The organism is Pseudomonas mandelii, assembly GCF_002251635.1.
GTDB lineage: Bacteria > Pseudomonadota > Gammaproteobacteria > Pseudomonadales > Pseudomonadaceae > Aquipseudomonas > Aquipseudomonas mandelii_B.
In genome coordinates this window covers 1-25,791 of the sequence record NZ_NMOJ01000100.1, presented here as the reverse complement: position 1 = coordinate 25,791, position 25,791 = coordinate 1, and the positions used below count along the sequence as shown (strand labels likewise).

Here is a 25,791-nt window from a genome sequence, read left to right as displayed (position 1 = left end):
GGTTGCTCCATGAAGTTGTCCATGCCGCGATTCGATCAAGCCCCTGTCTTGGTGGTCGGCGATGTCATGCTCGACCGTTACTGGCATGGCGGTACCTCACGGATTTCCCCTGAGGCACCGGTACCGGTAGTCAAGGTCGAGCAAATCGAAGACCGTCCAGGTGGCGCTGCCAACGTTGCCCTCAATATTGCCGCCCTCGGCGCACCGGCCTCCCTGGTGGGTGTAACCGGCGACGACGAAGCCGCCGACAGCCTGGCTAACAGCCTGCGCGGTGCAGGCGTGCGCGCGCTGTTCCAGCGCATTGCCCATCAGCCGACCATCGTCAAGCTGCGGGTCATGAGCCGTCACCAGCAATTGCTGCGTATCGATTTCGAAGAACCCTTCGCCACCGACGCCCTGGCCCTGAGCGGTCAGGTTGACGCGTTGCTCGAAGGCATCAAGGTGCTGGTCCTGTCCGACTACGGCAAAGGCGCCCTGAAGAATCATCAAGTGCTTATCCAGGCCGCCAAGGCCCGCAACATCCCGGTGCTGGCCGATCCCAAGGGCAAGGACTTTTCGATTTATCGGGGCGCCAGCCTGATCACGCCAAACCTCAGCGAGTTCGAAGCCATCGTCGGCGGTTGCGCCGATGAGCACGAACTGGTGACCAAGGGCGCCGCGCTGATGGCCGACCTCGACCTAGGTGCGTTGCTGGTGACACGTGGCGAGCACGGCATGACCTTGCTGCGCCCGGATCATCCGGCGCTGCACCTGCCGGCGCGCGCGCGCGAAGTGTTCGACGTGACCGGTGCCGGCGACACGGTGATTTCCACGCTGGCGGCTGCGATTGCCGCGGGCGAAGAACTGCCCCACGCGGTGGCCCTGGCCAATCTGGCGGCGGGCATCGTGGTCGGCAAACTCGGTACAGCGGCGATCAGCGCCCCGGAACTGCGTCGTGCCATCCAGCGCGAAGAAGGTTCCGAGCGCGGTGTGCTGGGCCTTGAGCAGTTGCTGCTGGCGGTCGACGATGCGCGTGCGCATAAAGAGAGAATCGTTTTCACCAACGGCTGCTTCGACATCCTGCACGCCGGCCACGTGACCTACCTCGAGCAGGCACGCGCCCAAGGCGATCGTCTGATCGTTGCGGTCAACGACGATGCCTCTGTCAGCCGCCTGAAAGGGCCGGGTCGTCCGATCAACAGCGTCGACCGTCGCATGGCCGTACTGGCCGGTNTGGGTGCTGTGGACTGGGTGATCAGCTTCTCTGAAGGCACCCCGGAAAACCTGTTGGCCCAAGTCAAGCCGGACGTGTTGGTCAAGGGCGGAGATTACGGGATCGACCAGGTGGTCGGCGCCGACATCGTCACCGCTTACGGCGGAACCGTGAAAGTGCTGGGGCTGGTGGCAAACAGCTCGACCACCGCAATAGTCGAAAAAATCCGCAATAACTGAAAACGACGCGGTCACTGTGGCGAGGGAGCAAGCTCCCTCGCCACACAAGCACTCTTGTTCCTATCGCACTGCCTTACNGAAAAAATCCGCAATAACTGAAAACGACGCGGTCACTGTGGCGAGGGAGCAAGCTCCCTCGCCACACAAGCACTCTTGTTCCTATCGCACTGCCTTACGTGGCACGATTTTCTTCAGCAATTGCTTCGCTTTCCCACGCAACCGCGCTAAACCGGAATCCTTCCCCGGCGGGCTCAACCCCTGCTGACGTACCCAATCCTTCCAGCGAATCCGCTCATCGCGCACCAGCCAGCCTTCCTGCTGGGCAAAACTCTCTGCCAGGTACAGCCCGCGCGTACTCGCCGGGTACAGCTGATCCTTTTTCAAGGTATACAGCTCAGCCATCGGCTGGCCGTCCTGCAGTGGCATCAAATACAAATCGGGGCGCTTGCGATCGAGCCGGGCCACCAGTTGATCGCCCTCCAGTCGCTCATCCACATGGAACAGGCTAAGGGACTTGGCTTCCTTCGGCACTTCCAGGCGCAGGTCATAAATCAATTGCAGCGACGCTGTGGGCAGGTGCACGTAAGCCCGTGGGCGTTCGATCAATTGCGTGGTCGCGCAACGCACTGGCCGCGCCGAGCCGGACAACGGCGTCAGGCGAAAAGGCAACGCCTCGCGATAATGCAGCGCAGAGGAGTAGGGTGCCGGCAGCCAGGTGTCATTGAAGCGCCCGCCCAACCAGCCCTCGGGGGTTTCCAGCAGGCACTCTTCGGCAATTTCCTGAATGGCCGTATGCAGCGGCAGGTTCAACTCGTGGGCCGGCACGTAACCGGAGATCAACTTGAGCACCACATCGCCGCGGTCTTGCCGGCGCTGACGTACCAACACCCAGTAATCGCGATTCTGCCAATGCAGGGTCAGGCGCACCGAGACCCCAAGGTTGGCCAGTTCCAGCGCGAAGCGCTCAGTGTCGGGCACCGTCACCGGACGGCGACGTTGCAGGGTCTGGGAGAAATTGAGCGGCATCCCGACGCTCTGATAGCTCAAGCCTTCGGGAGTCGCTTCGACGTACAACGGCAGGGTCTTGAAGTTGCTCGGGTTCTTTCTTATGAGCGTGCGCGGCATGTCGGCTCCTGCTTAAGGCCGCGTGCGCGGCATCAGTTTCTACGTAGGACCTGGGCAACGGTCGCGACGTTGTGGGCGAGGTGCAGCGGATTGATGGTCCCGACAATAGCACTGGCAACACCCGGATGTTCAAACAACAACTCGAAGCTGGCGCGCACCGGGTCCACGCCCGGACTCAGGCAGACGTGACCGCTGGCGAGGGCTTTTTTGACCAGAATGGCTTTGCCGTGAGCAGCAGCATAGTCAATGACTGGCTTCTCGTTCTGTTCGTTCAGATTGTAGGTGACCATGGCGCAATCACCCTGTTCCAGAGCCTTCACACCGCCTTCGACAGTTTTTCCGGAAAAACCGAAGCCGCGAATCTTGCCTTCGGCCTTGAGCGCGGCGAGGGTCGCGTAGACCTCGCTGTCATTGAGAATCGCCAGGTCGTTGCCGTCGGAGTGCACCAGCACCAGATCGATAACATCCGTTTCCAGGCGTTGCAGGCTGCGCTCTACTGAACGTCGAGTGTGGGCGGCGCTGAAGTCNTGACGGGACACGCCATCGGCAAATTCTTCGCCGACCTTGCTGACAATCACCCAATCCTTGCGCTGGCCGCGTAACAGCGGGCCGAGGCGCTCTTCGCTGCGGCCATAAGCCGGGGCGGTGTCGATCAGATTGATGCCCATGTCGCGCGCGAGTTTGAGCAGCATGCGTGCTTCGTCATCACCGGGAATCTGGAAGCCGTTGGGGTATTTCACCCCCTGGTCGCGGCCCAGCTTGACGGTGCCCAGGCCCAGTGGCGACACCAGCAGGCCGGTGTTGCCCAGTGGGCGATGCAGGTCGTGCAGGGTTGGCAGGCTCATGGCAACAGTTGCTCCCAGGCTGGAATGCAAATCGGTGGTTTTGGCAGGTCGGGCAACGGCGCCGGGTGGCTTGGCTGGATGCCGTCACGCTGCAAAGACGTGATGACCCGGTCGGCGAAGTCCGGTGCCAGCGCCAGTTTGGTCGGCCAACCAACCAGCAGCCGGCCTTCTTCGGCAAGGAAGGCATTGTCCGGACGCGTCAGCCCCGATTGCAGCGGTTCGGCGCGATCCACACGCAAGGTGGCCCATTGCGCGGTGCTCAGGTCGATCCATGGCAGCAACTGGCCGAGTTCTTTCTGAGCGGTGGCGATTTGCTCGGCGGGTTCGCGGGCGACCCCTTCGGCTTCAGCAATGTCGCCGCCCATGTACCAGACCCATTGGCCATCGGCAGCCGGGTGAGTGGTGACGGTGATGCGCGGTTTGGTGCCGCCGCCCAGGCAGTGCGCATACAACGGCTTCAGGCCCGGGCCTTTGGCGATAATCATATGCAGCGGGCGCGTTTGCATGGCGGGTTGGCTCAGCCCCAGGGCTTCGAGCAACGCCGCTGTGCCGGCACCGGCGCTGAGCACGATGCGCTGGGCGCGGATTTCGCGCTCGTCGACCTTCAGGCCTACCAGACCGCCAGCTTCCAGTAACGGTTCGATCTTCTGGCCGGCGAGCAGGCCGTCACCGGCCAGATCGGCCAGGCGCTGAATCAGGCTCGGCACGTCGATCACCAGTTCCGCCAATCGGTAAACCTTGCCCTTGAAGCGCTTGTCTTGCAGGGCCGGCGGCAGNTCGTCGCCTTTGACCTGATCGACACGGCCACGCACGGCCTTGCTGGCGAAGAAGCTGGTGAGGTTGCCGGCAAGTGTGCCGGGGGACCACAGGTAATGGGCTTCGGACAGCAAGCGTACGCCGGACAAGTCCAGCTCGCCGTTACCGGCCAAGGCTTCGCGCCAGCGGCGCGGCATGTCGGCAATTGCTTCGGATGCGCCGGTGAGGGCGCCGTGCAGGGCGTACTTCGCACCGCCGTGGATGATCCCCTGGGACTTCACGCTTTGCCCGCCACCCAGTGTGGCGCTTTCCACCAGCACCGTGGAAAACCCCTGGCGGCGCAGGCGCGCGTTAAGCCAGAGGCCGGCAACTCCGGCGCCGACAATCAGAACGTCGGTGGAAATAACGGATGGCATCGGCGACCTCAGTGTTCAAGACGAGGGCGCAGTATACAGACTCGAAGAAGAGGGGATTTGTTGGGGATCAATGTCTATTAGGCAATGGAGATTACGGTGGCGAGGGAGCTTGCGCCCGCTGGGTGGCGAAGCCGCCCCAAAACCTGAATCCGAGGTCTGTCTGACACTCGGGTTTACGACCGCTTCGCAGTCGAGCGGTAGCAAGCTCCCTCGCCACAGGCTTGTTGTATTCAGTCAGTGCCCGGCGGTTTTGGAGAAAAGCTGGATGACGACGACGCCCAGCACAATCAGGCCCATCCCGAGCATCGCCGGGACATCAAGCTTTTGCCCGTAGATAAACAGCGCCGCGATGCTGACCATCACGATGCCCATGCCGGCCCAGACCGCATACGCCACGCCCACCGGTACAGTGCGCACCACCAGGGTCAGCATCCAGAACGCAATGCCGTAACCGACAATCACCAGAATCAGCGGCAGCGGGGTGCTGAAGCCTTTGACGGCTTTCATTGAAACGGTCGCGATCACTTCGGCGCAGATGGCAATGGCCAGGTAGTAGTAAGCGGTCATAGGTGCATCCTCGTGTGAAGTGTTGCTGTCTGAGTTCGGCATTCTAGAGATTCTCCAGATGCGGTAAAGTCATTACCTATCTGTTCTGAAGATGGGTTGCCTCATGAACATGCAATGGAATCTGGAGCAGCTGCGCTTGTTTGTCAGCGTAGCGGAGCAGCGTTCGTTTTCTGCCGTAGCGCGGGATCAGCGCAAGGCGCAGTCGGCGGTCAGCAGTTCGATTGCGCTGCTGGAGGAAGACCTCGGCGTCAGCCTGTTCGACCGCAGCAGCGGCCGTCAGCCGAAACTCACCGAGGCCGGCAATGCCTTGCTGGAAGAGGCGCGGGAAGTCTTGCGTCAGTGCGAACGCCTGAACGGCCGGGCGCTGGCGATGATGCGCGGTCAGGAAGCGCGTTTGCGGGTGGCTCAGGATGAGGCGATGCCCTATCAGCCGATCATCGAAAGCTTTGCAGCTCTGGCGGACAAATTCCCCAGCCTTGAAGTGCAACTGACCAGCGCCGCTCAAGGTGATGTGGCGCGCAAACTGGTCGAGCGTCGGGCCGACCTGGGGCTGCTGTTTTATCACGACCAGATCCCCGAAGCGCTTGAGCGTCGCGTGCTCGGCAGCGTTGAGATGCTCACCGTGTGCGGCGTCGGCCACCCATTGGCGAAACAGGCGCAGGTTGATTGTCAGCAACTGGCACGGCACCGCCAGTTGCTGATGTCCACGCAGTCCAGCGTCTATCCCGGCAGTGAACCCGCCAGCCCGCAGGTCTGGCGGGCCGACAGCTTTTACGTGATGGCCGAATGGCTGGTGCGCGGCCTCGGCTGGGCCTGGCTGCCGCGGCACGTGGTGCAGTACCCGGCGTATCAGGACCTGATGGTCGAACTGGACAGCGAATGGACCCCGCCGGCGCTGGTTGTGGAACTGGTCTGGCGCCGCGACGAACCCCTCGGCCCGGCGGCTCGCTGGCTGGCAGAACGTTTTGCCGTGCACTTGCAGGCGATTGACTGAAAAAGCCGATAAACTCCGCCGCCATGAATAGAACTCTCTACAGCTGTCTGTTTTACCTGGGGCTGCCATTGGTGGCGATTCGGCTGTGGCTGCGTTCGCGCAAGGCGCCGGCGTATGCCAAACGCATTGGCGAACGCTTCTCCCTCGGCCTGCCGACGATGAAGCCGGGGGGCATCTGGGTGCACGCAGTATCCGTGGGCGAGAGCATTGCCGCAGCGCCGATGATTCGCGCCCTGCTGCAACGTCATCCACAGCTGCCAATTACCGTGACCTGCATGACCCCGACCGGTTCGGAGCGCATCCATGCCCTGTTTGCCAACGAGCCGCGCATCCAGCACTGCTATTTGCCTTACGACTTGCCGTGCGCGGCGGCACGGTTTCTTGATCGGGTCCAGCCGAAACTGGCGGTCATCATGGAAACCGAACTCTGGCCGAACCACATCCATCAGTGCGCCAAACGCGGGATTCCGGTGGCGTTGGCCAATGCGCGATTGTCCGAACGCTCCGCCAAGGGCTATGGCCGCTTCCGAAAACTCACCCAGCCGATGCTGGTGGAGATGAGCCTGTTCGCGGTGCAGACCGAAGCCGAGGCTCAGCGCTTCCGTAACCTGGGTGCGCGTGCGGACACCGTCGAAGTGACCGGCTCGATCAAGTTTGACCTGACCATCGATCCGCAATTGCTTCTGCGCGCCACCGAATTGCGCGCGCAATGGCAGGCGCAGGAACGCCCGGTGTGGATCGCCGCGAGTACTCACGAAGGTGAAGACGAAGTGGTGCTGGCGGCCCATCGTCAGTTGTTGGCCCATCATCCCGATACGTTGCTGATTCTGGTGCCGCGTCATCCAGAGCGTTTCAACCCGGTGTTCGAGTTGTGCCAGCAGCAGGGTTTCGCCACGGTGCGTCGTTCTTCCGGCGAGCCGGTCACGGCGAATACGTCGGTGTTGCTGGGCGACACCATGGGTGAGTTGTTGTTTCTCTATGCCCTGGCCGACAGTGCGTTTGTCGGCGGCAGCCTGGTGGCGACCGGTGGGCATAATCCGCTGGAGCCGGCCGCGCTGGCCAAACCGGTGCTGAGCGGCCCGCACCTGTTCAACTTCCTCGAAATCGCCGCGCAATTGCGCAGCGCCGGGGCGTTGCAGGAGGTGGAGGATGCAGAAGGCCTGGCGCTGGCGGTGCAGCGGCTGTTCGAATTGCCGCGCGATGCGCAGCGAATGGCGGAGGCGGGGTTGAGGGTGATGCGTACCAATCAAGGTGCGTTGCAGCGGTTGCTGGATGGGCTTGGTCGATTGATCGACAAATCTTGAATCCGCCATAGATCCATTGTGGCNACGTTCGACTGCGTAGCAGACGTAAAATCAACCAATGCGGTCTGTCTGGCAGACCGCTTGCTCAGGATTTGGGGTCGCTTCGCTGCCCAGCGGAAGCAAGCTCCCTCGCCACAGAGCTGGTTTTTACTGCGTTGGATTTGCCTTCAACTGCGCCGCCGCAGCCTTGGCCAGGTCCGGTGGCAGGAAGTCCTTGTCCGGGTTGTAGTCAGCCTTGAGGTAACGCGTCAGGTCCTGCAAGTCACCTGGGCTGAGCGTGCCCGCGGCCTGCTTCAAGCGCAGGTTGTCGAGGATGTAGTCGTAGCGGCTGTTGTTGTAGTTGCGCACCGACGCGTAGAGCTGGCGCTGTGAATCCAGTACATCGACGATGTTGCGCGTGCCCACCTGATAGCCGATTTCCGTGGCTTCCACCGCGCTCTGGTTAGAGATAATCGACTGGCGACGCGCCTGCACCTGCTCGACGTCGGTGTTCACCGCCCGGTGCAGGTTGCGGGTGCTTTCCACGATTTGCCGGCGCAGGGATTCACGTTGCTGCTCGGACTGGTCCAGTTGCGCATACGATTGGCGCACCTGGGAATTGATCAGACCGCCACTGTAGATCGGGATGTTCAGTTGCAATCCCACGGACGTTTGGTCGACGTTGCCTTTATAAGCCGGGCCGGAGATGGTCGGGTTGCTGAACCCCAGGGCGTCGTTGTCACCTTTCTGGTACTTCGCCACGGCATCCAGGGTCGGCGCATGACCGGCCTTGCGCTGCTTGAGGGTTTCTTCGGCGGCACTGACGGCGTAGTTGCTGGCCAGCAGGTTGAGGTTCTGGCGACCGGCGGTTTCAACCCAGGCCTTGGCGTCATTCGGCGCCGGTGGCAGCACCGGCAGTGTGTGCACGACGCCCTGGATCGCGTTGTACTGACGGTTGGTCAGGGTGATCAACGCTTCGAAGGCGTCGTCCACCTGGCGCTGGGCGACGATGCGGTTGGCGCGGGCGGTGTCGTAACTGGCCTGGGATTGCAGCACGTCGGTCTTGTCCGACAGGCCCACATCAAAGCGCTCGTTGGACTGGTCGAGCTGGCGTTTGAATGCCGCTTCCTCGGCCTTGGTCGAGGCCAGGTTGTCCTGGGTGCGCAGCACGTTGAAGTAGTTTTCAGCGGTCTGCAGAATGAGGTTCTGTTCGGTGGCCGAGAGTTGCAGCGCGGCCTGCTCGTTGACGTCTTTGGCAGCCTGGAACTGGAACCAGCGATCAGCTCGGAACAGTGGCTGCGCCAGAGTAGCCTGATACGAATGCGCATTGCGGTTGATCGTGGTCGCAGGCTGATCGATCGAGGTGCGCACGTTGTTCAGTTCGGCGCCGCCCGACAGGTTTGGCAGCAGCCCGGCGCGGGCCTGGGGCACGACTTCTTTCTGGGCGCCATATTGAGCGCGGGCGGCGGCCAGGTCGGCGTTGTTGTCCACCGCTTCCTGGTAGACGCTGACCAAATCGGTTTTCGCGGACAAGGGCGCTTCAGCTGCCCAGACCATTCCATTGGTCGCACAAGACACGGCAAGAGCCAGTGAAAGTTTGCGCAGCATTTGACGATCCCTAGAAAATTACGCTGATAATTTGAGCGCCAAGGCTACGGCGCGGCCCATACAGCGTCAAGGCGCGGCACGGCGTAGCGAGTGTAGTTGTGCGCAACGATGGCAACAATCCTGTAATTGCGCCATTCATCATGGTGTTTACCGCGGTGTTGGCGTTCTTTGCCAGTTGTGTCTAGACTGGCCGGGTTCTTGTCGGGGTGCCTTGCTATGAGGCTGAGATCGAATAATTTCGGATCCCGTTGAACCTGATCAGGTTAGCGCCTGCGTAGGGAACAAGATTTCTCGTCACCCGGCGAGTCCTCTTGTGCTTCGTCCGGGATGTTGTTCGACAATCGAACACCCCTCGAGCACTGAGCACAGCACCAACGGCTTCGTTATGGCTGATTGGTCGCGTCCATTCGTTACAGGTTCGCTCCGACAAAATTCCACTGCCTGGATGCTGTCTGGAGAGCCCGTGATGACGATAAAACTAAAAAACACTACGAACCTGAGTGACTCGGCCCAAGTCGATCAACAATCGGTTCAGCCGTTTACCCGCTCGCAAAAAATCTATGTCCAGGGTTCTCGCCCGGACATCCTCGTGCCGATGCGCGAAATCAGCCTCGACGTGACCCCGACCGACTTCGGCGGCGAGATCAACGCGCCTGTCGTTGTGTACGACACCTCGGGCCCGTATACCGACCCCAACGTCATCATCGACGTGCGCAAAGGCCTGGGCGATGTACGTTCGCCGTGGATCGAAGTACGTGGCGACACCGAGCGCCTGTCCGGCTTGAGCTCGCACTTCGGCCAGGAACGCCTCGCCGACGCCGAACTGACCAAGCTGCGTTTTGCCCACGTCAACAACCCGCGCCGCGCCAAGGCCGGNGCCAACGTCACGCAGATGCACTACGCGCGCAAAGGCATCATCACCGCCGAGATGGAATACGTCGCCATCCGCGAAAACATGAAGCTTGAAGAAGCCCGCGCCAGTGGCCTGCTCGACCAGCAACATGCCGGCCATAGTTTCGGCGCCAGCGTGCCAAAAATCATCACCCCCGAATTCGTCCGCGAAGAAATCGCCCGTGGCCGCGCGATTATCCCGGCCAACATCAACCACACCGAACTGGAACCGATGATCATCGGCCGTAACTTCCTGGTGAAGATCAACGGCAACATCGGCAACAGCGCCCTGGGTTCGTCCATTGAAGAAGAAGTGGCGAAACTGACCTGGGGCATCCGCTGGGGCTCGGACACCGTGATGGACTTGTCCACCGGCAAGCACATCCACGAAACCCGCGAATGGATCATCCGCAACTCGCCGGTGCCGATCGGTACCGTGCCGATCTACCAGGCCCTGGAAAAAGTCGGCGGCGCCGCCGAAGACCTGACCTGGGAGCTGTTCCGCGACACGTTGATCGAACAGGCCGAGCAGGGCGTCGACTACTTCACCATCCATGCCGGTGTATTGCTGCGTTACGTACCGCTGACCGCCAAACGCGTCACCGGCATCGTGTCGCGCGGCGGTTCGATCATGGCCAAGTGGTGCCTGGCGCACCACAAAGAGAACTTCACCTACACGCATTTCGACGAAATCTGCGAAATCATGAAGGCCTATGACGTCAGCTTCTCCCTTGGCGACGGCCTGCGCCCGGGGTCGATTGCCGACGCCAACGACGCTGCGCAATTCGGCGAGCTGGAAACCCTCGGCGAGCTGACCAAAATTGCCTGGAAGCACGACGTGCAAACCATGATCGAAGGCCCGGGCCACGTGCCGATGCAGTTGATCAAGGAGAACATGGACAAGCAGTTGGAATGCTGCGACGAGGCGCCGTTCTACACCCTCGGCCCGCTGACTACCGACATTGCACCGGGCTACGACCACATTACCTCGGGCATTGGTGCGGCGATGATCGGCTGGTTTGGTTGCGCCATGCTNTGCTACGTCACGCCCAAGGAACACCTGGGCTTGCCGAACAAGGATGACGTGAAGACCGGGATCATCACCTACAAGATCGCCGCCCACGCTGCGGACTTGGCCAAGGGGCATCCCGGCGCGCAGATTCGCGACAACGCCTTGAGCAAGGCGCGCTTCGANTTCCGTTGGGAAGACCAGTTCAACCTCGGCCTGGACCCGGACACCGCACGTTCCTACCACGATGAAACCCTGCCGAAGGACTCGGCCAAGGTCGCGCATTTTTGCTCGATGTGCGGGCCGAAGTTCTGCTCGATGAAAATCACCCAGGAAGTGCGTGAGTACGCGGCCAACCAGCGCATTGAAGCGGTGGATGTGGATGTGGCCAAGGGCTTGGCCGAGCAGGCNGAGCGGTTCAAGCAGGAAGGCAGTCAGCTGTACAAGAAGGTTTGATCTGACCTGAAAAGGTGGGGCTTGAAAGGGCCNGTGGGAGCGGGCTTGCTCGCGAAGGCAATCTGACAAACAACAAAGTGTCCCTCAGAGATAACACCCTTGAGCATTCAACCCAGCACCTATTCCCCTGACATCGCGGTGCCCGCTGACAAACGCGTCTTCGGCGCCCGCGACCTGTTCTCCCTGTGGTTCTCCCTCGGCATCGGCCTGATGGTTCTGCAAACCGGCGCCTTGCTCGCGCCGGGCCTGGGCTTGTCCGGCTCGTTGCTGGCGATTTTCCTCGGCACCCTGGTCGGCGTGCTGTTACTGGCCGCCGTCGGCGTGATTGGCAGCGACACCGGCCTGTCGGCCATGGCCGCGCTTAAACTCAGCCTCGGCGCCCGGGGCGCGAGCCTGCCGGCGTTGCTGAACCTGCTGCAACTGATCGGCTGGGGCTCGTTTGAAATCATCGTGATGCGCGATGCCGCCAGTTTGTTGGGCACGCGCGCGTTCAGCGAAGGCAGCTTGCTGGCGAACCCTTTGCTGTGGACGCTGTTTTTTGGTGGTTTGGCGACCTTGCTGGCCGTCAGCGGTCCGCTGACTTTTGTCCGTCAGATCCTGCGCAAGTGGGGTATCTGGCTGCTGCTCGCCGCCTGCCTGTGGCTGACCTGGAACCTGTTCGCCAAGGCCGACCTCGCCGCACTCTGGGCCAAGTCCGGTGACGGCTCGATGCCGTTCGCCGTGGGTTTTGATATCGCCATCGCCATGCCGCTGTCTTGGCTGCCGCTGATTGCCGATTACTCACGTTTCGGCAAGCGCGCCAAACATGTCTTCGGCGGTACGGCGCTGGGTTTCTTTATCGGCAATTTCTGGCTGATGAGCCTGGGCGTGGCCTACACCCTGGCGTTTGCGCCGAGTGGTGAGGTGAATGCGCTGTTGCTGGCCCTGGCCGGCGCAGGCTTGGGCATTCCGCTGTTGCTGATCCTGTTGGACGAGTCGGAAAACGCCTTTGCCGATATTCACTCGGCGGCGGTGTCCAGCGGGATTCTGTTGCGTTGGAAAGTCGAGCATCTGGCGCTGGCTATCGGCGTGATCTGCACGTTGATCGCCTGCTTCGCACCGTTGGCGCAGTATCAGAACTTCCTGTTGCTGATCGGCTCGGTGTTTGCGCCTTTGTTCGGCGTGGTGCTGGTGGATCACTTTATCCTGCGCAAACGCAGTGCTCAAGTGGCGTCAGCCGCATTGCGCTGGCCGGCGCTGCTCGCCTGGTTGGGCGGGGTGAGCACTTATCACTTGTTGGCGAATCTGTATCCGGACATCGGCGCAACCCTGCCGTCGTTGATTCTGGCAGGGCTGCTCCAGCTGGTGCTGGGCCGGGCCTTCAGTTACGGCCGGGAAACAGCTCGGGCTTGAGAATGCCGTTCAGGCGTGGGTAGGGGATCTTCAGTTCGACGTGGCCCAGCGCGTAAGGCGCGATGGTGCTGGTTTCGTACTTGAGGATCACCCCGCCGTAGGTCAGCGCCACGTTCTGGGTTTTCTGGAAATGCCATTCCTTCAGGAAATCCGGTTCCTGATCGAGCTTGGTGCTGATCAGCCAGCTGTTGTGCGCCACTTGCGCGGCTTTCCAGAACGCCTCTTCCTGCCCCGGTACCAACATGTCGGACAAGGTCAGCACTTTATGCTGCTGGCGCGAATAGTTGATGAAGCTGCGGCCCGGCGTGCCATGCGCGCCGCCAGTGTCCAGGTAGCTGGAAAACTCGACGATCACCAAGCCGTCATGCTGCTCACGTACTTTGGCTTGCAGGTAGCTGCTGTAGCGCGGGCCGGCGGTGCGCAAAAACTCATCGCGATAGGCCGTCAGCGTCGGTGCCGCAGGGGCATCGGGCGAAGTGCGGGTCATCTGCAGCAGGCGCTTTTCGACAATACCGTCAAGTTGAGGCTCGGCCGGGAAGCGCAGCGTATCGATGTTCACCAGCGGGCAGTCAGGTGTCGTGCAACCCGGTTTCAGCGTTTCGGTGGCGTCGCGGGTGGTTTCCAGCGGCGCCCGGTAGTTGGGTTGGAACAAGCTCTGGCAGGCGCCCAGGGTCAGGGCGATTGCGGCCACGGAAACGATTTTAAAAAGCGACATGGGCGTCCTTCATAAAACAGGGAAAGGCAAAAAGTTATCCGCTTCGACTCTCAACGAAGCAGTCAGTTCGCCACTAAGCTAATTAGAGTTGGTTTCGCCCTCACCGTCTATCTCGCTGATGGGAAAGGGGCTGCATCAAACGGCGCGAGCGCGTTAGGATGGCGCGAAGTTGAGGTTGGAGCCTCTTCATGGATTTGCAGTAAACGAGGATTGTCATGACTGATTTTGCCAACGCCATTCCGACCGCCGTTGATATCGTTCGGCGCGAAAAGTGCTACGAGGGCTTTTACAAGCTCGATCGTGTGCACTTGCGCCATGAGTTGTTTGCCGGTGGCATGAGTCGCGAGATCAATCGTGAAGTGTTTGTTCGCCATGATGCGGTGTGCGTGTTGCCCTACGATCCGCAGCGCGATGAAGTGGTCCTGATCGAGCAGTTTCGTGTCGGCGCCATGGGCCGTACCGACAACCCGTGGCTGGTGGAAATGGTCGCCGGCCTGATCGACAAGGATGAAGAACCGGANGAAGTTGCTCACCGCGAGGCGCAGGAGGAAGCTGGGCTTGTGTTCGGGGCGCTCTGGCCGATGACCAAATACTTTCCATCGCCGGGCGGCAGCAACGAATTTGTGCACTTGTACCTGGGGCGTTGCGACAGCACCGGAGTCGGTGGCGTCCATGGACTGGAAGAAGAGGCAGAAGATATCCGCGTCACCNTCTGGGCGTTCGAAGATGCCCTGCAGGCCGTCCGCGACGGACGAATTGCCAACGCGGCCAGCATCATTGCCTTGCAATGGTTAGCTTTGAACCGCGCTGAAGTGAGGGGGCTATGGTCGTAAACAAGCTGCGCGATCGTTACAGGGTGGACCTCGTGGGGCTGCAGGCCTCTTGCGAGGCCAACTACGCGCGCCTTATGCGCTTGCTCCCCGACATGCGCCACGCCCCCGAAGCGCGGCGCATTGCCGTGACCCACGGCGACCAGATGCTCGGCGTACTGACCCTCGAGGTGATCGTCAACTGCCCGTACACCACTACCCTGCGTGTGCGCCAGGAACACAGCCTGCCGTGGCTGCCGGTGCCGCAGCTGGAAGTGCAGGTGTATCACGATGCGCGAATGGCCGAAGTGATCAGCGCCGAACATGCACGCCGCTTTCGCAGCATCTATCCTTACCCGAATGTGTTCATGCACCAGCCCGATGAAAAGGCCCAGTTGAATATGTTCCTGGGTGAATGGCTGAGCCATTGTCTGGCGTGTGGGCATGAGTACGCTGTCGTTCGATAGATGTGAACTGTGTCAGGTTCGCAGGTTTCCCCTTTTGATCGTCCCCCAGCATAATTGCGGCACTCATCCAATCCCGTGATTCAGCCTGGGAGAACGCCTTGCCGAGCGTATCCACTTTGACCACCGCCGATCCGGCGTTGCTGGTGCAACTGTCCGACAGTCATCTGTTTGCCGAAGTGGACGGGACGTTGCTGGGCATGAATACCCGGGACAGCCTGCAAAAGGTCATTGAGCTGGTGCGTGTTCAGCAGCCGCAGATTGATCTGATCGTTGCCAGTGGTGATCTGTCTCAGGACGGGACGCTGGAGTCGTATCAGTTGTTTCGCGACCTGACTCGGCCGATTGATGCGCCGGCGCGCTGGATTCCCGGCAACCACGANGAGCCGCGGATCATGGCTGAGGCGGCGGTGCAGAGTGCGCTGCTGGAGCCGGTGGTGGATGTCGGTAACTGGCGGGTGACTTTGCTGGATTCGGCGGTGCCGGGGTCGGTGCCGGGGTATTTGCAGGATGAGCAGTTGCAGTTGCTGGCGCGTTCGTTGAGTGAGGCGCCGGAGCGGCANCATCTGGTGTGCTTTCACCATCATCCGGTGCCTATCGGCTGTGCCTGGATGGAACCTATTGGCTTGCGCAATCCAGAGGCTTTGTTTGCTGTGCTGGATCGCTTTCCGCAGGTGCGTGCTGTTTTGTGGGGGCATGTGCATCAGGAGGTTGATCAGGAGCGCAATGGGGTGCGGTTGATTGCTTCGCCTTCGACGTGCATTCAGTTTGAGCCTGGGAGTGATGATTTCAAGGTCGGGGAGCAGGCGCCGGGGTATCGGTGGTTGCGGTTGTTGCCGGATGGGCGGATTGAAACTGGCGTTGAGCGGGTCACCGGGTTCGACTTTCGGGTTGATTACGGCTCCAACGGCTACTGACACTTGGCGGCCTACGGGCCGACCATGTTGTGGTTCANTCTCTTTCAGGTGTACATATCCATTCCTGCGGTAACGGCAGCTGGCGGTTTCGCCCTTACGGCGAGTCCCTTTTGTCAAACGCCACAAAAGGAACCAAAAGGTCTCGCCCCAAGCGTCCGGCCCCTCGCTAAGGCTCGGCGTTCCTTCGCTCCGGTATCCATCCGGGGACACTGCCCTCCGGTCTGCTTCGCGACGACCTACATGCAGCGTGTTCGACTGCGTCGAACGGCGCTNCGCNCCACCCCCCAGATGAACGCCTCCACTCAGCCTCCCGACGGGGCGGGCAGATCAGAATCAAAAGCCAGATCAAGAGCTGCAGGCGAGCTAACGCTCGGCCTATTGAGTGGTGAAAAGCGAAGCGTGTACGCCGATCGATTTGTAGGAGCGAGCCTGATCGCGATGGCGGCCTGACAGCCGACCAGTTTCTTGCAGGTACAAATCATTCCACTGTGGGAGCGAGCCTGCTCGTGATGGCGGCCTGACAGCCGACCAATATCTTTCAGATGGACTGCAAACCTTTTTGAGACTCAACCTATCTTCCCCGGCAGTACTCACCCACCAAACCCGACCCAAAAAAAAGCCACCTCGCNCTGTAGGAGTGAGCCTGCCCGCGAAGACGGCCTGACACCCGACCAATCTCTTTTGCAAGTACCCACATTCCACTGTAGGAGCGAGCCTGCTCGCGAAGGCGGCCTGACAGCCGAATTTTTTCAGATAGACCGCGTTATCGTTCATCGTCGGAACGCCGCCCGGAGCAAGCTCGCTCCCACAGTGGGCCGCGTCCGGCTGGACAATTCGGTCACCTGTGGGAGCGAGCTTGCTCGCGATAGCGTCAGTTCAGGCGCCTGTAATCCCGAGGATATCCCCGATCCCCCCGACTCCCTGTAAACTCCGCCTTCTTTACCCGACGCACAGGGAGTTCAAATGTCTGGTTCGATCCTTTATATCCACGGTTTCAACAGCGCGCCTTCGTCAAAAAAGGCCACGCAGTTGATGCAAGTGATGGACCGGCTGGGTTTGAGCGATCAGTTGCGCGTCCCGGCCCTGCATCACCACCCGCGTGAGGCCATCGGTCAGCTGAACAAGGCGATTGAANAGCTGGGTCGGCCGCTGCTGGTCGGCAGCTCACTCGGCGGCTACTATGCAACCCATCTTGCCGAACGCCATGGCCTTAAGGCGCTGCTGGTCAACCCGGCGGTCAGCCCTCACCGGATGTTCGACGGTTACCTGGGCACCCAGAAGAACCTTTATACCGATGAAACCTGGGAATTGACCCACGATCACGTCACGGCACTGGCCGAGCTGGAAGTCCCGGCGCCCCAGGATGCCGCGCGTTATCAGGTGTGGTTGCAGACCGGCGATGAAACACTGGACTATCGCCTCGCCCAACAGTATTACCGAGCCTGTGCCTTGCGCATCCAGGCCGGTGGCGACCATGGTTTCCAGGGTTTNGCCGCGCAACTGCCGGCAATGCTGAGTTTTGCCGGTATCGGCGCAGATTTGTATCAGGCGATCGATTTCACTGCACTGTGAGTCGTCGCCTCTTTTTCACAGAACACTTTTTACAGGCGGACGACGAGACCCCATGGCCACTCCCAGCGCTAGCTCTTATAACGCCGACGCCATCGAAGTCCTCTCGGGCCTCGACCCGGTGCGCAAACGCCCCGGCATGTACACCGACACCAGTCGGCCGAACCACCTTGCCCAGGAAGTCATCGACAACAGCGTCGACGAAGCCTTGGCCGGGCACGCCAAGTCGGTACACGTCATCCTCCATGCCGACCATTCCCTGGAAGTGTCTGACGATGGTCGCGGCATGCCGGTGGATATTCACCCGGAAGAGGGTGTGTCGGGCGTCGAGCTGATCCTCACCAAGCTGCACGCCGGCGGCAAGTTCTCCAACAAGAACTACCAGTTCTCCGGTGGCTTGCACGGTGTGGGTATTTCGGTGGTCAACGCCCTGTCCACACTGGTGCGGGTCAAGGTCAAGCGCGACGGCAACGAGTACCAGATGACCTTCGCCGATGGTTACAAGAAAACCGAGCTGGAAGTGATCGGCACCGTCGGCAAGCGCAACACCGGCACCAGCGTGTACTTCGCGCCGGACCCTAAATACTTCGATTCGCCAAAATTCTCCATCAGCCGCCTTAAACACGTGCTCAAGGCCAAGGCGGTTCTGTGCCCGGGCCTGCTGGTCAGCTTTGAAGACAAAGGCACCGGCGAAAAGGTCGAGTGGCACTACGAAGACGGCCTGCGCTCCTACCTGGAAGACTCCGTCAGCGACTTCGAACGCCTGCCCAACGAGCCGTTCTGCGGCAGCCTGGCCGGTAATAAAGAAGCGGTCGACTGGGCGCTGCTGTGGTTGCCCGAAGGCGGCGACAGCGTGCAGGAAAGCTACGTCAACCTGATCCCCACCGCTCAGGGCGGCACCCACGTCAATGGTTTGCGCCAGGGTTTGCTCGATGCCATGCGCGAATTCTGCGAATACCGCAGCCTGTTGCCGCGCGGCGTGAAGCTGGCGCCGGAAGACGTGTGGGAGCGCATCGCGTTCGTACTGTCGATGAAAATGCAGGAGCCGCAATTCTCCGGCCAGACCAAAGAACGGCTGTCGTCCCGTGAGGCGGCTGCGTTTGTTTCCGGTGTGGTCAAGGACGCCTTCAGCCTGTGGCTCAATGAACACCCGGAACTGGGCCTGGCCCTGGCGGAGTTGGCGATCAACAACGCCGGCCGTCGCCTCAAAGCCAGCAAAAAGGTCGAGCGCAAGCGCATTACGGCTGGCCCGGCACTGCCGGGCAAACTGGCCGATTGCGCCGGGCAAGACCCGATGCGTTCCGAGCTGTTCCTGGTGGAAGGTGACTCCGCCGGCGGTTCCGCCAAGCAAGCGCGGGACAAGGAATTCCAGGCGATCCTGCCGTTACGCGGCAAGATCCTCAACACCTGGGAAGTCGACGGCAGCGAAGTCCTGGCCAGCCAGGAAGTGCACAACATTGCCGTGGCCATCGGCGTCGACCCGGGCGCGGCAGACATCAGCCAGCTGCGCTACGGCAAGATCTGCATCCTCGCCGACGCCGACTCTGACGGCCTGCACATCGCCACGTTGCTGTGCGCGCTGTTCGTCCAGCACTTCCGCCCACTGGTGGATGCCGGTCACGTCTATGTCGCGATGCCGCCGCTGTACCGCATCGACTTGGGCAAAGAGATTTTCTACGCCCTCGACGAAGCCGAGCGCGATGGCATCCTCGACCGTCTGGTCGCCGAGAAAAAGCGCGGCAAACCACAGGTCACACGATTCAAAGGTCTGGGTGAGATGAACCCGCCGCAGCTGCGCGAAACCACCATGGACCCGAACACTCGGCGCCTTGTGCAGTTGACCCTGGAAGACTTCGCCGGCACGTCGGAAATGATGGACATGTTGCTGGCGAAGAAGCGCGCCGGTGACCGTAAATCCTGGCTGGAATCCAAAGGCAACCTCGCCGAGGTTCTTGGCTGATGCGGGTTGGCTTTGCCCTGGCGTGTGCGTTACTTCTGACCTCCGTTTCGGCGTTTGCCGAACCGGCACCGGAGTTGCGCCTGTTGTCCGAGCATCCCGTCGACGGTATGCGCGGCGGCAATCTGTCGGGGCTGGCCCAGTGCGGCAAAGACTTGTGGACGGTCTCCGATCGCGACGATGACCAGATCTACCGTCTCGATACCCGCGACACGGTCTGGCAGGCCGAAACCGTGGCCATCGGCGTGCCTCCAGTGCCGGACAGCGGTTTGCCCTGGGGGTTGCGTTCGCGGGCCTGGGTCGCGGCGTTTGTTCGGGGCGGGGACCTGGATTTTGAAGGCATTACCTGCGACAGCGCCGGTAATCGCTACATCGTCAGCGAGTCCCATGCAGCGATCCTGCAAGTACCGCCCGTTGGGCCGTCGTCCTGGCTCAAGATCTCGCCGATGCTGGTTCGCGAAGCCCGGGCCAGCGGCATGCTGTTGCAGTTCAATGCGCTGTTCGAGGGCCTGGCGATCAATCCGGCGGGCGATCAATTGTGGCTCGCCGCCGAGCGTCAAAGCCGTGGCTTGTTGCTGATCAAGCGCAAACAGACGGTGTGGGATTGCGACGGTGGTTGCGTACTGCTGAGCGAAGCGGGGAAAGAAATGCAGCCGGCACAGTTTCCACGAGCCAAAGCCGTGACTCGGGACTTTGCCGATGTATCGCTGTTCAACGGCAAGCTGTTTACCCTTGAACGCAACGCTTACCAGATCTGCCGCCGCGATCCGGTGACGGCTAAGGTCGAGCGCTGCTGGTCGTTTGCCGATGAAGCCTTGCAGGAACACCGCCGCTATCAAAATCCGTTTGGTCTGACTGAAGCGTTGATTGTCGACGCCGAGGGGGCCTGGGTTGGCACCGACAACAACAACGATGTTCGCGCCGATGGCGAGGTTCGCCCGGTCGTCTGGCGCTTCGCCGCGCCTGAAGGTGGTTGGAGTGCCAAGCCGTGAGCCAGCAAACGCCGGGAAAGCGCGCCGGCCGGGTGTTCATGGTGCTGGCCTGGTGCGCGGCGCTGTTTCTGGCGACGCGGTTTTTCGGCCAGTGGGAGGATCGGCAGCAAAATCCCAATGTGGTCGTCACCTCGGAGCAGGGCGAAGGTTTTATTGAAGTGAAGCTGGCCAGCAACACCCAGGGACACTTCGTCGCCAGCGGCCAGATCAATGGTCAGCCGGTGGATTTCATGCTCGATACCGGGGCAACCGATGTGGCAATCCCGGCGCAAATGGCCGAAGGGCTGAAACTGGAACAAGGCTTCGGGGTGACCCTGAGCACCGCCAACGGTCGTACCGAGGGTTATCGAACCCGCGTCGACCGGCTGCAACTGGGCGACATTGTGCTGCGTGATGTGCGCGCCATCGTCGTGCCAGGCCTGGATGGCAAGCAAGTGCTGCTCGGTATGAGTGCGCTGAACAAACTTGAATTTACCCAGCGCGGTGGCACCATGCTGCTGCGCCAGACAACGAAATGATGAGGCCCGCATGAGTGACATCCTCGCAGACAGCTTAGATGGCGTAGAACGCCGATCGCTGGCTGACTTCACCGAAAATGCCTACCTCAACTACTCCATGTACGTGATCATGGACCGTGCCTTGCCGCATATCGGCGACGGCCTGAAGCCGGTACAACGGCGCATTATCTACGCCATGAGTGAGTTGGGCCTGGACGCTGATTCCAAGCACAAGAAGTCGGCGCGTACCGTCGGTGACGTGCTCGGTAAGTTCCACCCCCACGGCGACTCTGCGTGCTATGAAGCCATGGTGCTGATGGCCCAGCCGTTCAGCTACCGCTACACCTTGGTGGACGGGCAAGGTAACTGGGGTGCGCCGGATGATCCCAAGTCTTTCGCTGCCATGCGTTATACCGAGGCGCGCCTGTCGCGTTATTCGGAAGTGCTGCTCAGCGAGTTGGGGCAGGGCACCGCTAACTGGGGGCCGAACTTCGACGGCACCCTGGACGAACCCCTGGTGTTGCCGGCGCGTTTGCCGAATATCCTGCTCAATGGCACCACCGGCATTGCGGTGGGCATGGCCACCGACGTGCCGCCGCACAACCTGCGNGAAGTGGCCACCGCCTGCGTGCGCTTGCTGGACGAGCCCAAAGCCACGGTCGAGCAACTCTGCGAGCATATCCAGGGCCCGGATTACCCGACCGAAGCGGAAATCATCACACCGCGCGCCGACCTGCTGAAGATGTACGAGACCGGCAAGGGCTCGGTGCGCATGCGCGCGGTTTATCACATCGAAGATGGCGACATTATCGTCACCGCGCTGCCGCATCAGGTGTCCGGTGCCAAGGTGCTGGAACAGATCGCTGCGCTGATGCAGGCCAAACCGTCGAAATTGCCGCAGATCGCAGACCTGCGCGATGAATCCGACCACGAGAACCCATGCCGGATCGTGATCATTCCGGGCGCGCGGAAAAACTTTGACCACGATGCACTGATGCAACACCTGTTCGCCAGCACCGAGCTGGAGTCCAGCTACCGGGTCAACGTCAACATCATCGGCCTGGACGGCAAGCCGCAGCTGAAAAACCTGCGCNCCCTGCTGGTGGAGTGGCTGGAGTTCCGCGTTCAAACCGTNCGTCGNCGCCTTCAGTTCCGCCTCGACAAGGTTGAGCGTCGCTTGCACCTGTTGGACGGTTTGCTGATTGCCTACCTCAACCTGGATGAAGTGATCCACATCATCCGTACTGCAGAGCACCCGAAAGCCGAGCTGATCGCGCGTTTCGAGCTGAGCGAGATCCAGGCCGACTACATCCTCGATACCCGCTTGCGCCAATTGGCGCGACTGGAAGAAATGAAGCTGCGTGCCGAGCAGGATGAATTGCTCAAGGAACAAGCCAAGCTGCAAGCCCTGCTGAGCAGCGAAGCCAAGTTGAAAAAGCTGGTGCGTACCGAACTGATCAAGGACGCCGAAACCTACGGCGACGACCGTCGTTCGCCCATCGTCGAGCGCACCGAAGCCAAGGCCCTGACCGAGCACGATCTGCTGCCGAACGAGAAAGTGACTGTCGTGCTGTCGGAAAAAGGCTGGGTGCGTTCTGCCAAAGGCCACGAGATCGACGCCACCGGGCTTTCCTACAAGGCCGGGGATGGTTTCAAGNCGTTGGCGCCGGGNCGTTCCAACCAGTTTGCGGTGTTTATCGACTCTACCGGGCGCAGTTATTCGGTGGCCGCCCACACGCTGCCATCGGCCCGTGGCCAGGGCGAGCCGTTGACCGGCCGTCTGACGCCGCCGCCAGGGGCGAGTTTCGAGTGCGTGCTGATGCCGGAAGACGATTCGCTGTACGTGATCGCCTCCGACGCCGGATACGGCTTCGTGGTCAAGGGCGAAGACCTGCAGGCCAAGAACAAGGCGGGCAAGGCATTGTTGAGCTTGCCCAACAATTCGAAGGTCATTCTTCCGCGCCCGGTGACGGATCGCGAGAACAATTGGCTAGCGTCGGTGACCACCGAAGGTCGCCTGCTGATCTTCAAGATCAGTGATCTGCCACAATTAGGTAAGGGCAAAGGCAACAAGATCATCGGGATCAACGGTGAGCGTGTGGCCAGCCGCGAAGAATATGTCACGGACATCGCCGTACTGCCGGATGGCGCCACGTTGGTGTTGCAGGCCGGAAAACGTACGTTGTCGCTGAAAGCGGACGACCTCGAACACTACAAAGGTGAGCGTGGGCGTCGTGGTAACAAACTGCCACGTGGCTTCCAGCGGGTCGATGCGCTGCTCGTCGAAAACCTCAATTAAGCCGATTAGAGCCCTCGATCTACGATTTAACGCGTAGATCGACGCTTTGGCGCTGGAGTCAGGGCGCATATTCACGGATGATATGGCCTTTCCAGCGCCGGCGTGGCCGAGCGTGTTTAATATTTATTGAGTATTTTCACTGTGGTTAGCCTTGTGGCAACCACCTGGATGGGACGATGACTGCTCCACGCCTTCCTTTAATTTTGATGCTCGCTGGCCTTTTGGGGCTGGCGGGCTGCAGCACACACCAGCCTGTGTCGCTGTACCAGCTGGACAGCGGAAGTCCGGCTCAGCCCGCTCAAACGGCGGGCATGGCGGTTCTGCTGGGCCCGGTAACGGTTGCGGATTACCTGCAACGCGAAACCCTGTTGCAGCGACAGCCCGATGGTAGCCTGCAAGCGTCTCCTGACGGTCGTTGGGCGGGAAGCCTGTCTTCCGACATCGATCAGCTGCTGCTGCGTCAGGTAGCGGGTCATCTGGACAGCCAACGCGTGGTGCTGGCGCCTGCGACATTGGGCTTCACACCGGACGTTCAGGTGTTGCTGACGATTACGCGGCTCGACTCGGGGGCCTCGCAGCCGGCGATCCTGGATGCGCAGTGGCGTTTGATCGACCGTCGTGGGCAAGTGCGCGATAACCGCATCATTCACCTGCAGGAACAGCACGCAGGCGGCACAGCGGCTCAGGTTCAGGCTCAGGGCGTATTGCTGCAGCGTCTGGCCGAGCAGTTGTCGGTGGCGCTCAAGCCACTGGCTAACCAGCCACCCATTGCCGAAGCACCAAAAAAGCCTGCTCCGAAGCCCGTGGCTCCCGCAGCAGAGCAAGAGAAACAGCCGAAGATCCCGATGGCTTCGCCGATCCGCACCGATATGGAAGTGTTCAGGTTCTAAGCCTGGATTGATTCAACACAAAGCCCGCCGCGATGCGGGCTTTGTTGTTTCTGGAGGTTGGAGATCTCCGCTGCCTGTTCTGGCCTCATCGCGAGCAAGCTCGCTCCCACAAGGACCCTCTGGTGTTCACAAAGAATATGTCCACTAAGGAACCCTGTGGGAGCGAGCTTGCTCGCGATGAGGCCAGAACAGGCAACAAAAAGCCCGCAGACAATCACTCATCTGCGGGCTTCTTTTATAGCGGGGGTTAGGATCTACGCCCGACGCTCATGCATCCGCGCCAGTTGCCGTTCCAGCATCGACGGGTACGGTTCCATCAACCGCTCCACACAGCTTGCGCCTTCAGGACTGGCAATCGGGCGGATACGTGCGCGCTGGCGGATCAGTGCATCTTCGCTGATCTTGCGCTCCACCAGCAGCAGGTTGCGGCTGTGTTGAGACAAGGCCAGTGCATCCTGGGCAATTTCGGTCAGCAGCAGGTCGATCTGGCTCATGCCGAACAGATCGTCACCCAGCGTCAGGCCCAGCTGCAATTGCAGGGTGATGCCGCTGTCCGCCACTTCGATCTGCAACTGATGGCCCAAGGCTCGCAGCAACTCACCGCAGCAGATCGCGTTCGTCAGGTAGTCNTCGCCGCTGTCTTCGCTGTGGAACAGCATCAGCGTACTGCCATCATTCAGGGTGTGCAGTTCGCTCTGATANAGCGAAGCCGCCTGATCGAGGCAATCGCGATAGCGTTTCAGCAGTTCTTCCAGGCGTGTGCGAGGCAGACGACGCAGTTGATCTTGAGCGCCCAGTTGCACGGCCAGTACGGCGCTGTGCTGTGGTACGTTCGAAATCACCGGTTTAGCGATCGGTTTAGGCGCAGCGTCGGCCGATTCATCACGCAAGTCAGCAAACGCATCGTCGTCATCGTCGTCTTCAACGGTGCTGACACTGCGCCGTGGCGCAGGCTTGAGGCCGGCCACAGGCTTGCTTTCGTCGAAACTCGGATCCCGCAGGTTGCGCACTTCGAAGGACGGCTCGTTATCGTCGGCGTCTTCGTAGTCGCTGTCGTCGTATTCCGGCTCAGGCACAGCTTCCGGTTCGGCCGGCTCCGGCGCGAAGTTGGCGTGCAGCTGACGGGCCAGGTCGCCGATCTCGTCCTGGCGCTCGGTGGCCGGGGTGTATTCGTCGATATTGCGCAGCCACACGCGCAGTTGCATCAGCGGCGTGGAGATGTGCCGACCCAGGCGCAGGCTCAAGGCCAGGGCCAATGCCAGCAGGATCGCGCTGAGAATGCCCATGCTTTGCAGGCTGATGGTCATCGGCTGCTGGAATTGCTGCATGTCGAGGCTGATACGCAGCTGGCCGGCGGTCACGTCCTGGAACGTGATCTTGCTCTGGTACATGCCCTCGGCTTCGCCCAGCAGGCTGTGCTTTGGACGCTGACCGGCTTCGGCGAGGATGCGGTTATCCACGCTGTAGATGGCAGCGTGAGCCACCAGCGGGTTCTTGGTCAGGTTATTGAGCAGCACGTTGAGGCTGAGGATGTCGTTGGACACCAGCAACTCAGTCGCCGATGTGGCGGTCTGGGTGGTCAAGCTTTCGCCCAGGGCGTCGGCTTGCTCGTGCATGGCCTGCTTGAACTGCAAACCCATCACGCAGGCGTAGATCACCAGGGCCAGAGCGACCAGGATCACGTTATGGCTGGCGATGCGTAATGCGATCGGTACACGGCGGTGGCGCAGTGCCCGGAAGATCAGCAGGAAGAAGTTATCGGTTTTTACTGGCGTGGGCCGGTTCACTTGCGCTCGGCTCTTTTGTCCGTGAAGTTGACGCGCAGTATAGCGACAGGCCTAGAACCGGCAAAGCGCTGCCTGTGCCCGATGGTCACTGAAAGTGGGTAGAATGCGGTTTTTTTCCACCT

Annotated in this window: 21 protein-coding genes and 1 riboswitch; of the genes, 14 read left to right on the top strand and 7 right to left on the bottom strand. The window is 60.9% G+C overall.

Going from position 1 to position 25,791, the window contains the following annotated elements:
- Nucleotides 1-9 precede the first annotated feature (9 nt).
- Nucleotides 10-1,431, top strand: coding sequence for a bifunctional D-glycero-beta-D-manno-heptose-7-phosphate kinase/D-glycero-beta-D-manno-heptose 1-phosphate adenylyltransferase HldE (gene hldE, locus B7L09_RS14845; RefSeq protein ID WP_094469450.1), 1,422 nt, complete (start codon nt 10-12; stop codon nt 1,429-1,431).
- 159 nt (nt 1,432-1,590) lie between these two features.
- Here the strand turns inward: hldE and B7L09_RS14840 are convergent, their stop codons facing one another.
- From B7L09_RS14840 to B7L09_RS14825, 4 genes are all read right to left on the bottom strand, one after another.
- Nucleotides 1,591-2,556, bottom strand: a complete 966-nt coding sequence (locus B7L09_RS14840; RefSeq protein WP_094469449.1) for a metal ABC transporter ATPase — start codon at nt 2,554-2,556, stop codon at nt 1,591-1,593.
- Between the two features lie 32 nt (nt 2,557-2,588).
- On the bottom strand, nt 2,589-3,401 hold the full coding sequence (locus B7L09_RS14835) for an aldo/keto reductase (protein ID WP_094469448.1): 813 nt from the start codon (nt 3,399-3,401) through the stop codon (nt 2,589-2,591).
- The gene (locus B7L09_RS14830; RefSeq protein ID WP_094469447.1) at nt 3,398-4,573 is read right to left on the bottom strand and encodes an NAD(P)/FAD-dependent oxidoreductase; all 1,176 of its coding nucleotides are present in this window, start codon (nt 4,571-4,573) and stop codon (nt 3,398-3,400) included. Before B7L09_RS14830 ends, B7L09_RS14835 begins: the two co-directional genes overlap by 4 nt.
- Before the next feature lie 234 nt (nt 4,574-4,807).
- Nucleotides 4,808-5,140, bottom strand: coding sequence for a DMT family transporter (locus tag B7L09_RS14825; protein ID WP_094469446.1), 333 nt, complete (start codon nt 5,138-5,140; stop codon nt 4,808-4,810).
- Between the two features lie 103 nt (nt 5,141-5,243).
- Between B7L09_RS14825 and B7L09_RS14820 the strand changes: the two genes are divergently transcribed.
- Nucleotides 5,244-6,134, top strand: a complete 891-nt coding sequence (locus B7L09_RS14820) for a LysR family transcriptional regulator (RefSeq protein ID WP_094469445.1) — start codon at nt 5,244-5,246, stop codon at nt 6,132-6,134.
- A gap of 23 nt (nt 6,135-6,157) precedes the next feature.
- On the top strand, nt 6,158-7,438 hold the full coding sequence (gene waaA / locus B7L09_RS14815; protein WP_094469444.1) for a lipid IV(A) 3-deoxy-D-manno-octulosonic acid transferase: 1,281 nt from the start codon (nt 6,158-6,160) through the stop codon (nt 7,436-7,438).
- Nucleotides 7,439-7,585: 147 nt separating this feature from the next.
- Here waaA and B7L09_RS14810 read toward each other — a convergent pair whose 3' ends face one another.
- Nucleotides 7,586-9,025: a TolC family outer membrane protein gene (locus B7L09_RS14810; RefSeq protein ID WP_094469443.1), complete on the bottom strand. Its 1,440-nt coding sequence runs from the start codon at nt 9,023-9,025 to the stop codon at nt 7,586-7,588.
- Nucleotides 9,026-9,217: 192 nt separating this feature from the next.
- Nucleotides 9,218-9,323: riboswitch (TPP riboswitch) on the top strand.
- A 168-nt stretch (nt 9,324-9,491) separates the two neighbouring features.
- Between B7L09_RS14810 and thiC the strand changes: the two genes are divergently transcribed.
- Nucleotides 9,492-11,381, top strand: coding sequence for a phosphomethylpyrimidine synthase ThiC (gene thiC / locus B7L09_RS14805; protein WP_094469442.1), 1,890 nt, complete (start codon nt 9,492-9,494; stop codon nt 11,379-11,381).
- Nucleotides 11,382-11,480: 99 nt separating this feature from the next.
- Nucleotides 11,481-12,773 (top strand): putative hydroxymethylpyrimidine transporter CytX, encoded by a 1,293-nt coding sequence (gene cytX, locus B7L09_RS14800; protein ID WP_094469441.1) that lies wholly within the window; start codon nt 11,481-11,483, stop codon nt 12,771-12,773.
- Here cytX and B7L09_RS14795 read toward each other — a convergent pair.
- Entirely contained in the window at nt 12,742-13,488 is a 747-nt protein-coding gene (locus B7L09_RS14795; RefSeq protein ID WP_094469440.1) for an RsiV family protein, read from the bottom strand. The genes cytX and B7L09_RS14795 overlap by 32 nt on opposite strands.
- Nucleotides 13,489-13,703: 215 nt before the next feature.
- Here B7L09_RS14795 and B7L09_RS14790 point away from each other — a divergent pair, with 215 nt between their 5' ends.
- From B7L09_RS14790 to B7L09_RS14740, 9 genes are all read left to right on the top strand, one after another.
- On the top strand, nt 13,704-14,321 hold the full coding sequence (locus B7L09_RS14790) for an NUDIX domain-containing protein (protein ID WP_094469439.1): 618 nt from the start codon (nt 13,704-13,706) through the stop codon (nt 14,319-14,321).
- Nucleotides 14,312-14,764, top strand: a complete 453-nt coding sequence (locus B7L09_RS14785) for a DUF1249 domain-containing protein (protein WP_094469438.1) — start codon at nt 14,312-14,314, stop codon at nt 14,762-14,764. The genes B7L09_RS14790 and B7L09_RS14785 overlap by 10 nt, the downstream gene beginning before the upstream one ends.
- Before the next feature lie 98 nt (nt 14,765-14,862).
- Entirely contained in the window at nt 14,863-15,678 is an 816-nt protein-coding gene (gene cpdA, locus B7L09_RS14775; protein WP_094469436.1) for a 3',5'-cyclic-AMP phosphodiesterase, read from the top strand.
- Between the two features lie 963 nt (nt 15,679-16,641).
- Entirely contained in the window at nt 16,642-17,250 is a 609-nt protein-coding gene (locus B7L09_RS14765; protein WP_094469434.1) for a YqiA/YcfP family alpha/beta fold hydrolase, read from the top strand.
- Between the two features lie 52 nt (nt 17,251-17,302).
- Nucleotides 17,303-19,207 carry a DNA topoisomerase IV subunit B gene (gene parE / locus B7L09_RS14760; RefSeq protein ID WP_094469433.1) on the top strand — a complete coding sequence of 635 codons (1,905 nt, stop codon included), beginning with the start codon at nt 17,303-17,305 and terminating at the stop codon, nt 19,205-19,207.
- Nucleotides 19,207-20,196: an esterase-like activity of phytase family protein gene (locus B7L09_RS14755; protein WP_094469432.1), complete on the top strand. Its 990-nt coding sequence runs from the start codon at nt 19,207-19,209 to the stop codon at nt 20,194-20,196. The genes parE and B7L09_RS14755 overlap by 1 nt, the downstream gene beginning before the upstream one ends.
- A complete protein-coding gene (locus tag B7L09_RS14750) occupies nt 20,193-20,714 on the top strand; it encodes a retropepsin-like aspartic protease family protein (RefSeq protein WP_094469431.1) in 522 nt (173 codons plus the stop codon). Before B7L09_RS14755 ends, B7L09_RS14750 begins: the two co-directional genes overlap by 4 nt.
- 10 nt (nt 20,715-20,724) lie before the next feature.
- Entirely contained in the window at nt 20,725-22,992 is a 2,268-nt protein-coding gene (parC, locus tag B7L09_RS14745) for a DNA topoisomerase IV subunit A (RefSeq protein ID WP_094469430.1), read from the top strand.
- A gap of 176 nt (nt 22,993-23,168) precedes the next feature.
- A complete protein-coding gene (locus tag B7L09_RS14740; RefSeq protein WP_094469429.1) occupies nt 23,169-23,882 on the top strand; it encodes a PqiC family protein in 714 nt (237 codons plus the stop codon).
- Nucleotides 23,883-24,136: 254 nt separating this feature from the next.
- Here the strand turns inward: B7L09_RS14740 and B7L09_RS14735 are convergent, their stop codons facing one another.
- A complete protein-coding gene (locus B7L09_RS14735; protein WP_094469428.1) occupies nt 24,137-25,669 on the bottom strand; it encodes an AhpA/YtjB family protein in 1,533 nt (510 codons plus the stop codon).
- Nucleotides 25,670-25,791: the final 122 nt, after the last annotated feature.

Excerpts from the sequence above, each read along its gene's own strand:
- B7L09_RS14795 (WP_094469440.1), bottom strand. The coding sequence starts at position 13,488 with ATGTCGCTTTTTAAAATCGTTTCCGTGGCCGCAATCGCCCTGACCCTG.
- B7L09_RS14740 (WP_094469429.1), top strand. The coding sequence starts at position 23,169 with ATGACTGCTCCACGCCTTCCTTTAATTTTGATGCTCGCTGGCCTTTTG.
- B7L09_RS14755 (WP_094469432.1), top strand. The coding sequence starts at position 19,207 with ATGCGGGTTGGCTTTGCCCTGGCGTGTGCGTTACTTCTGACCTCCGTT.
- B7L09_RS14840 (WP_094469449.1), bottom strand. The coding sequence starts at position 2,556 with ATGCCGCGCACGCTCATAAGAAAGAACCCGAGCAACTTCAAGACCCTG.
- B7L09_RS14825 (WP_094469446.1), bottom strand. The coding sequence starts at position 5,140 with ATGACCGCTTACTACTACCTGGCCATTGCCATCTGCGCCGAAGTGATC.
- parE (WP_094469433.1), top strand. The coding sequence starts at position 17,303 with ATGGCCACTCCCAGCGCTAGCTCTTATAACGCCGACGCCATCGAAGTC.
- B7L09_RS14785 (WP_094469438.1), top strand. The coding sequence starts at position 14,312 with ATGGTCGTAAACAAGCTGCGCGATCGTTACAGGGTGGACCTCGTGGGG.
- B7L09_RS14820 (WP_094469445.1), top strand. The coding sequence starts at position 5,244 with ATGAACATGCAATGGAATCTGGAGCAGCTGCGCTTGTTTGTCAGCGTA.
- waaA (WP_094469444.1), top strand. The coding sequence starts at position 6,158 with ATGAATAGAACTCTCTACAGCTGTCTGTTTTACCTGGGGCTGCCATTG.
- B7L09_RS14810 (WP_094469443.1), bottom strand. The coding sequence starts at position 9,025 with ATGCTGCGCAAACTTTCACTGGCTCTTGCCGTGTCTTGTGCGACCAAT.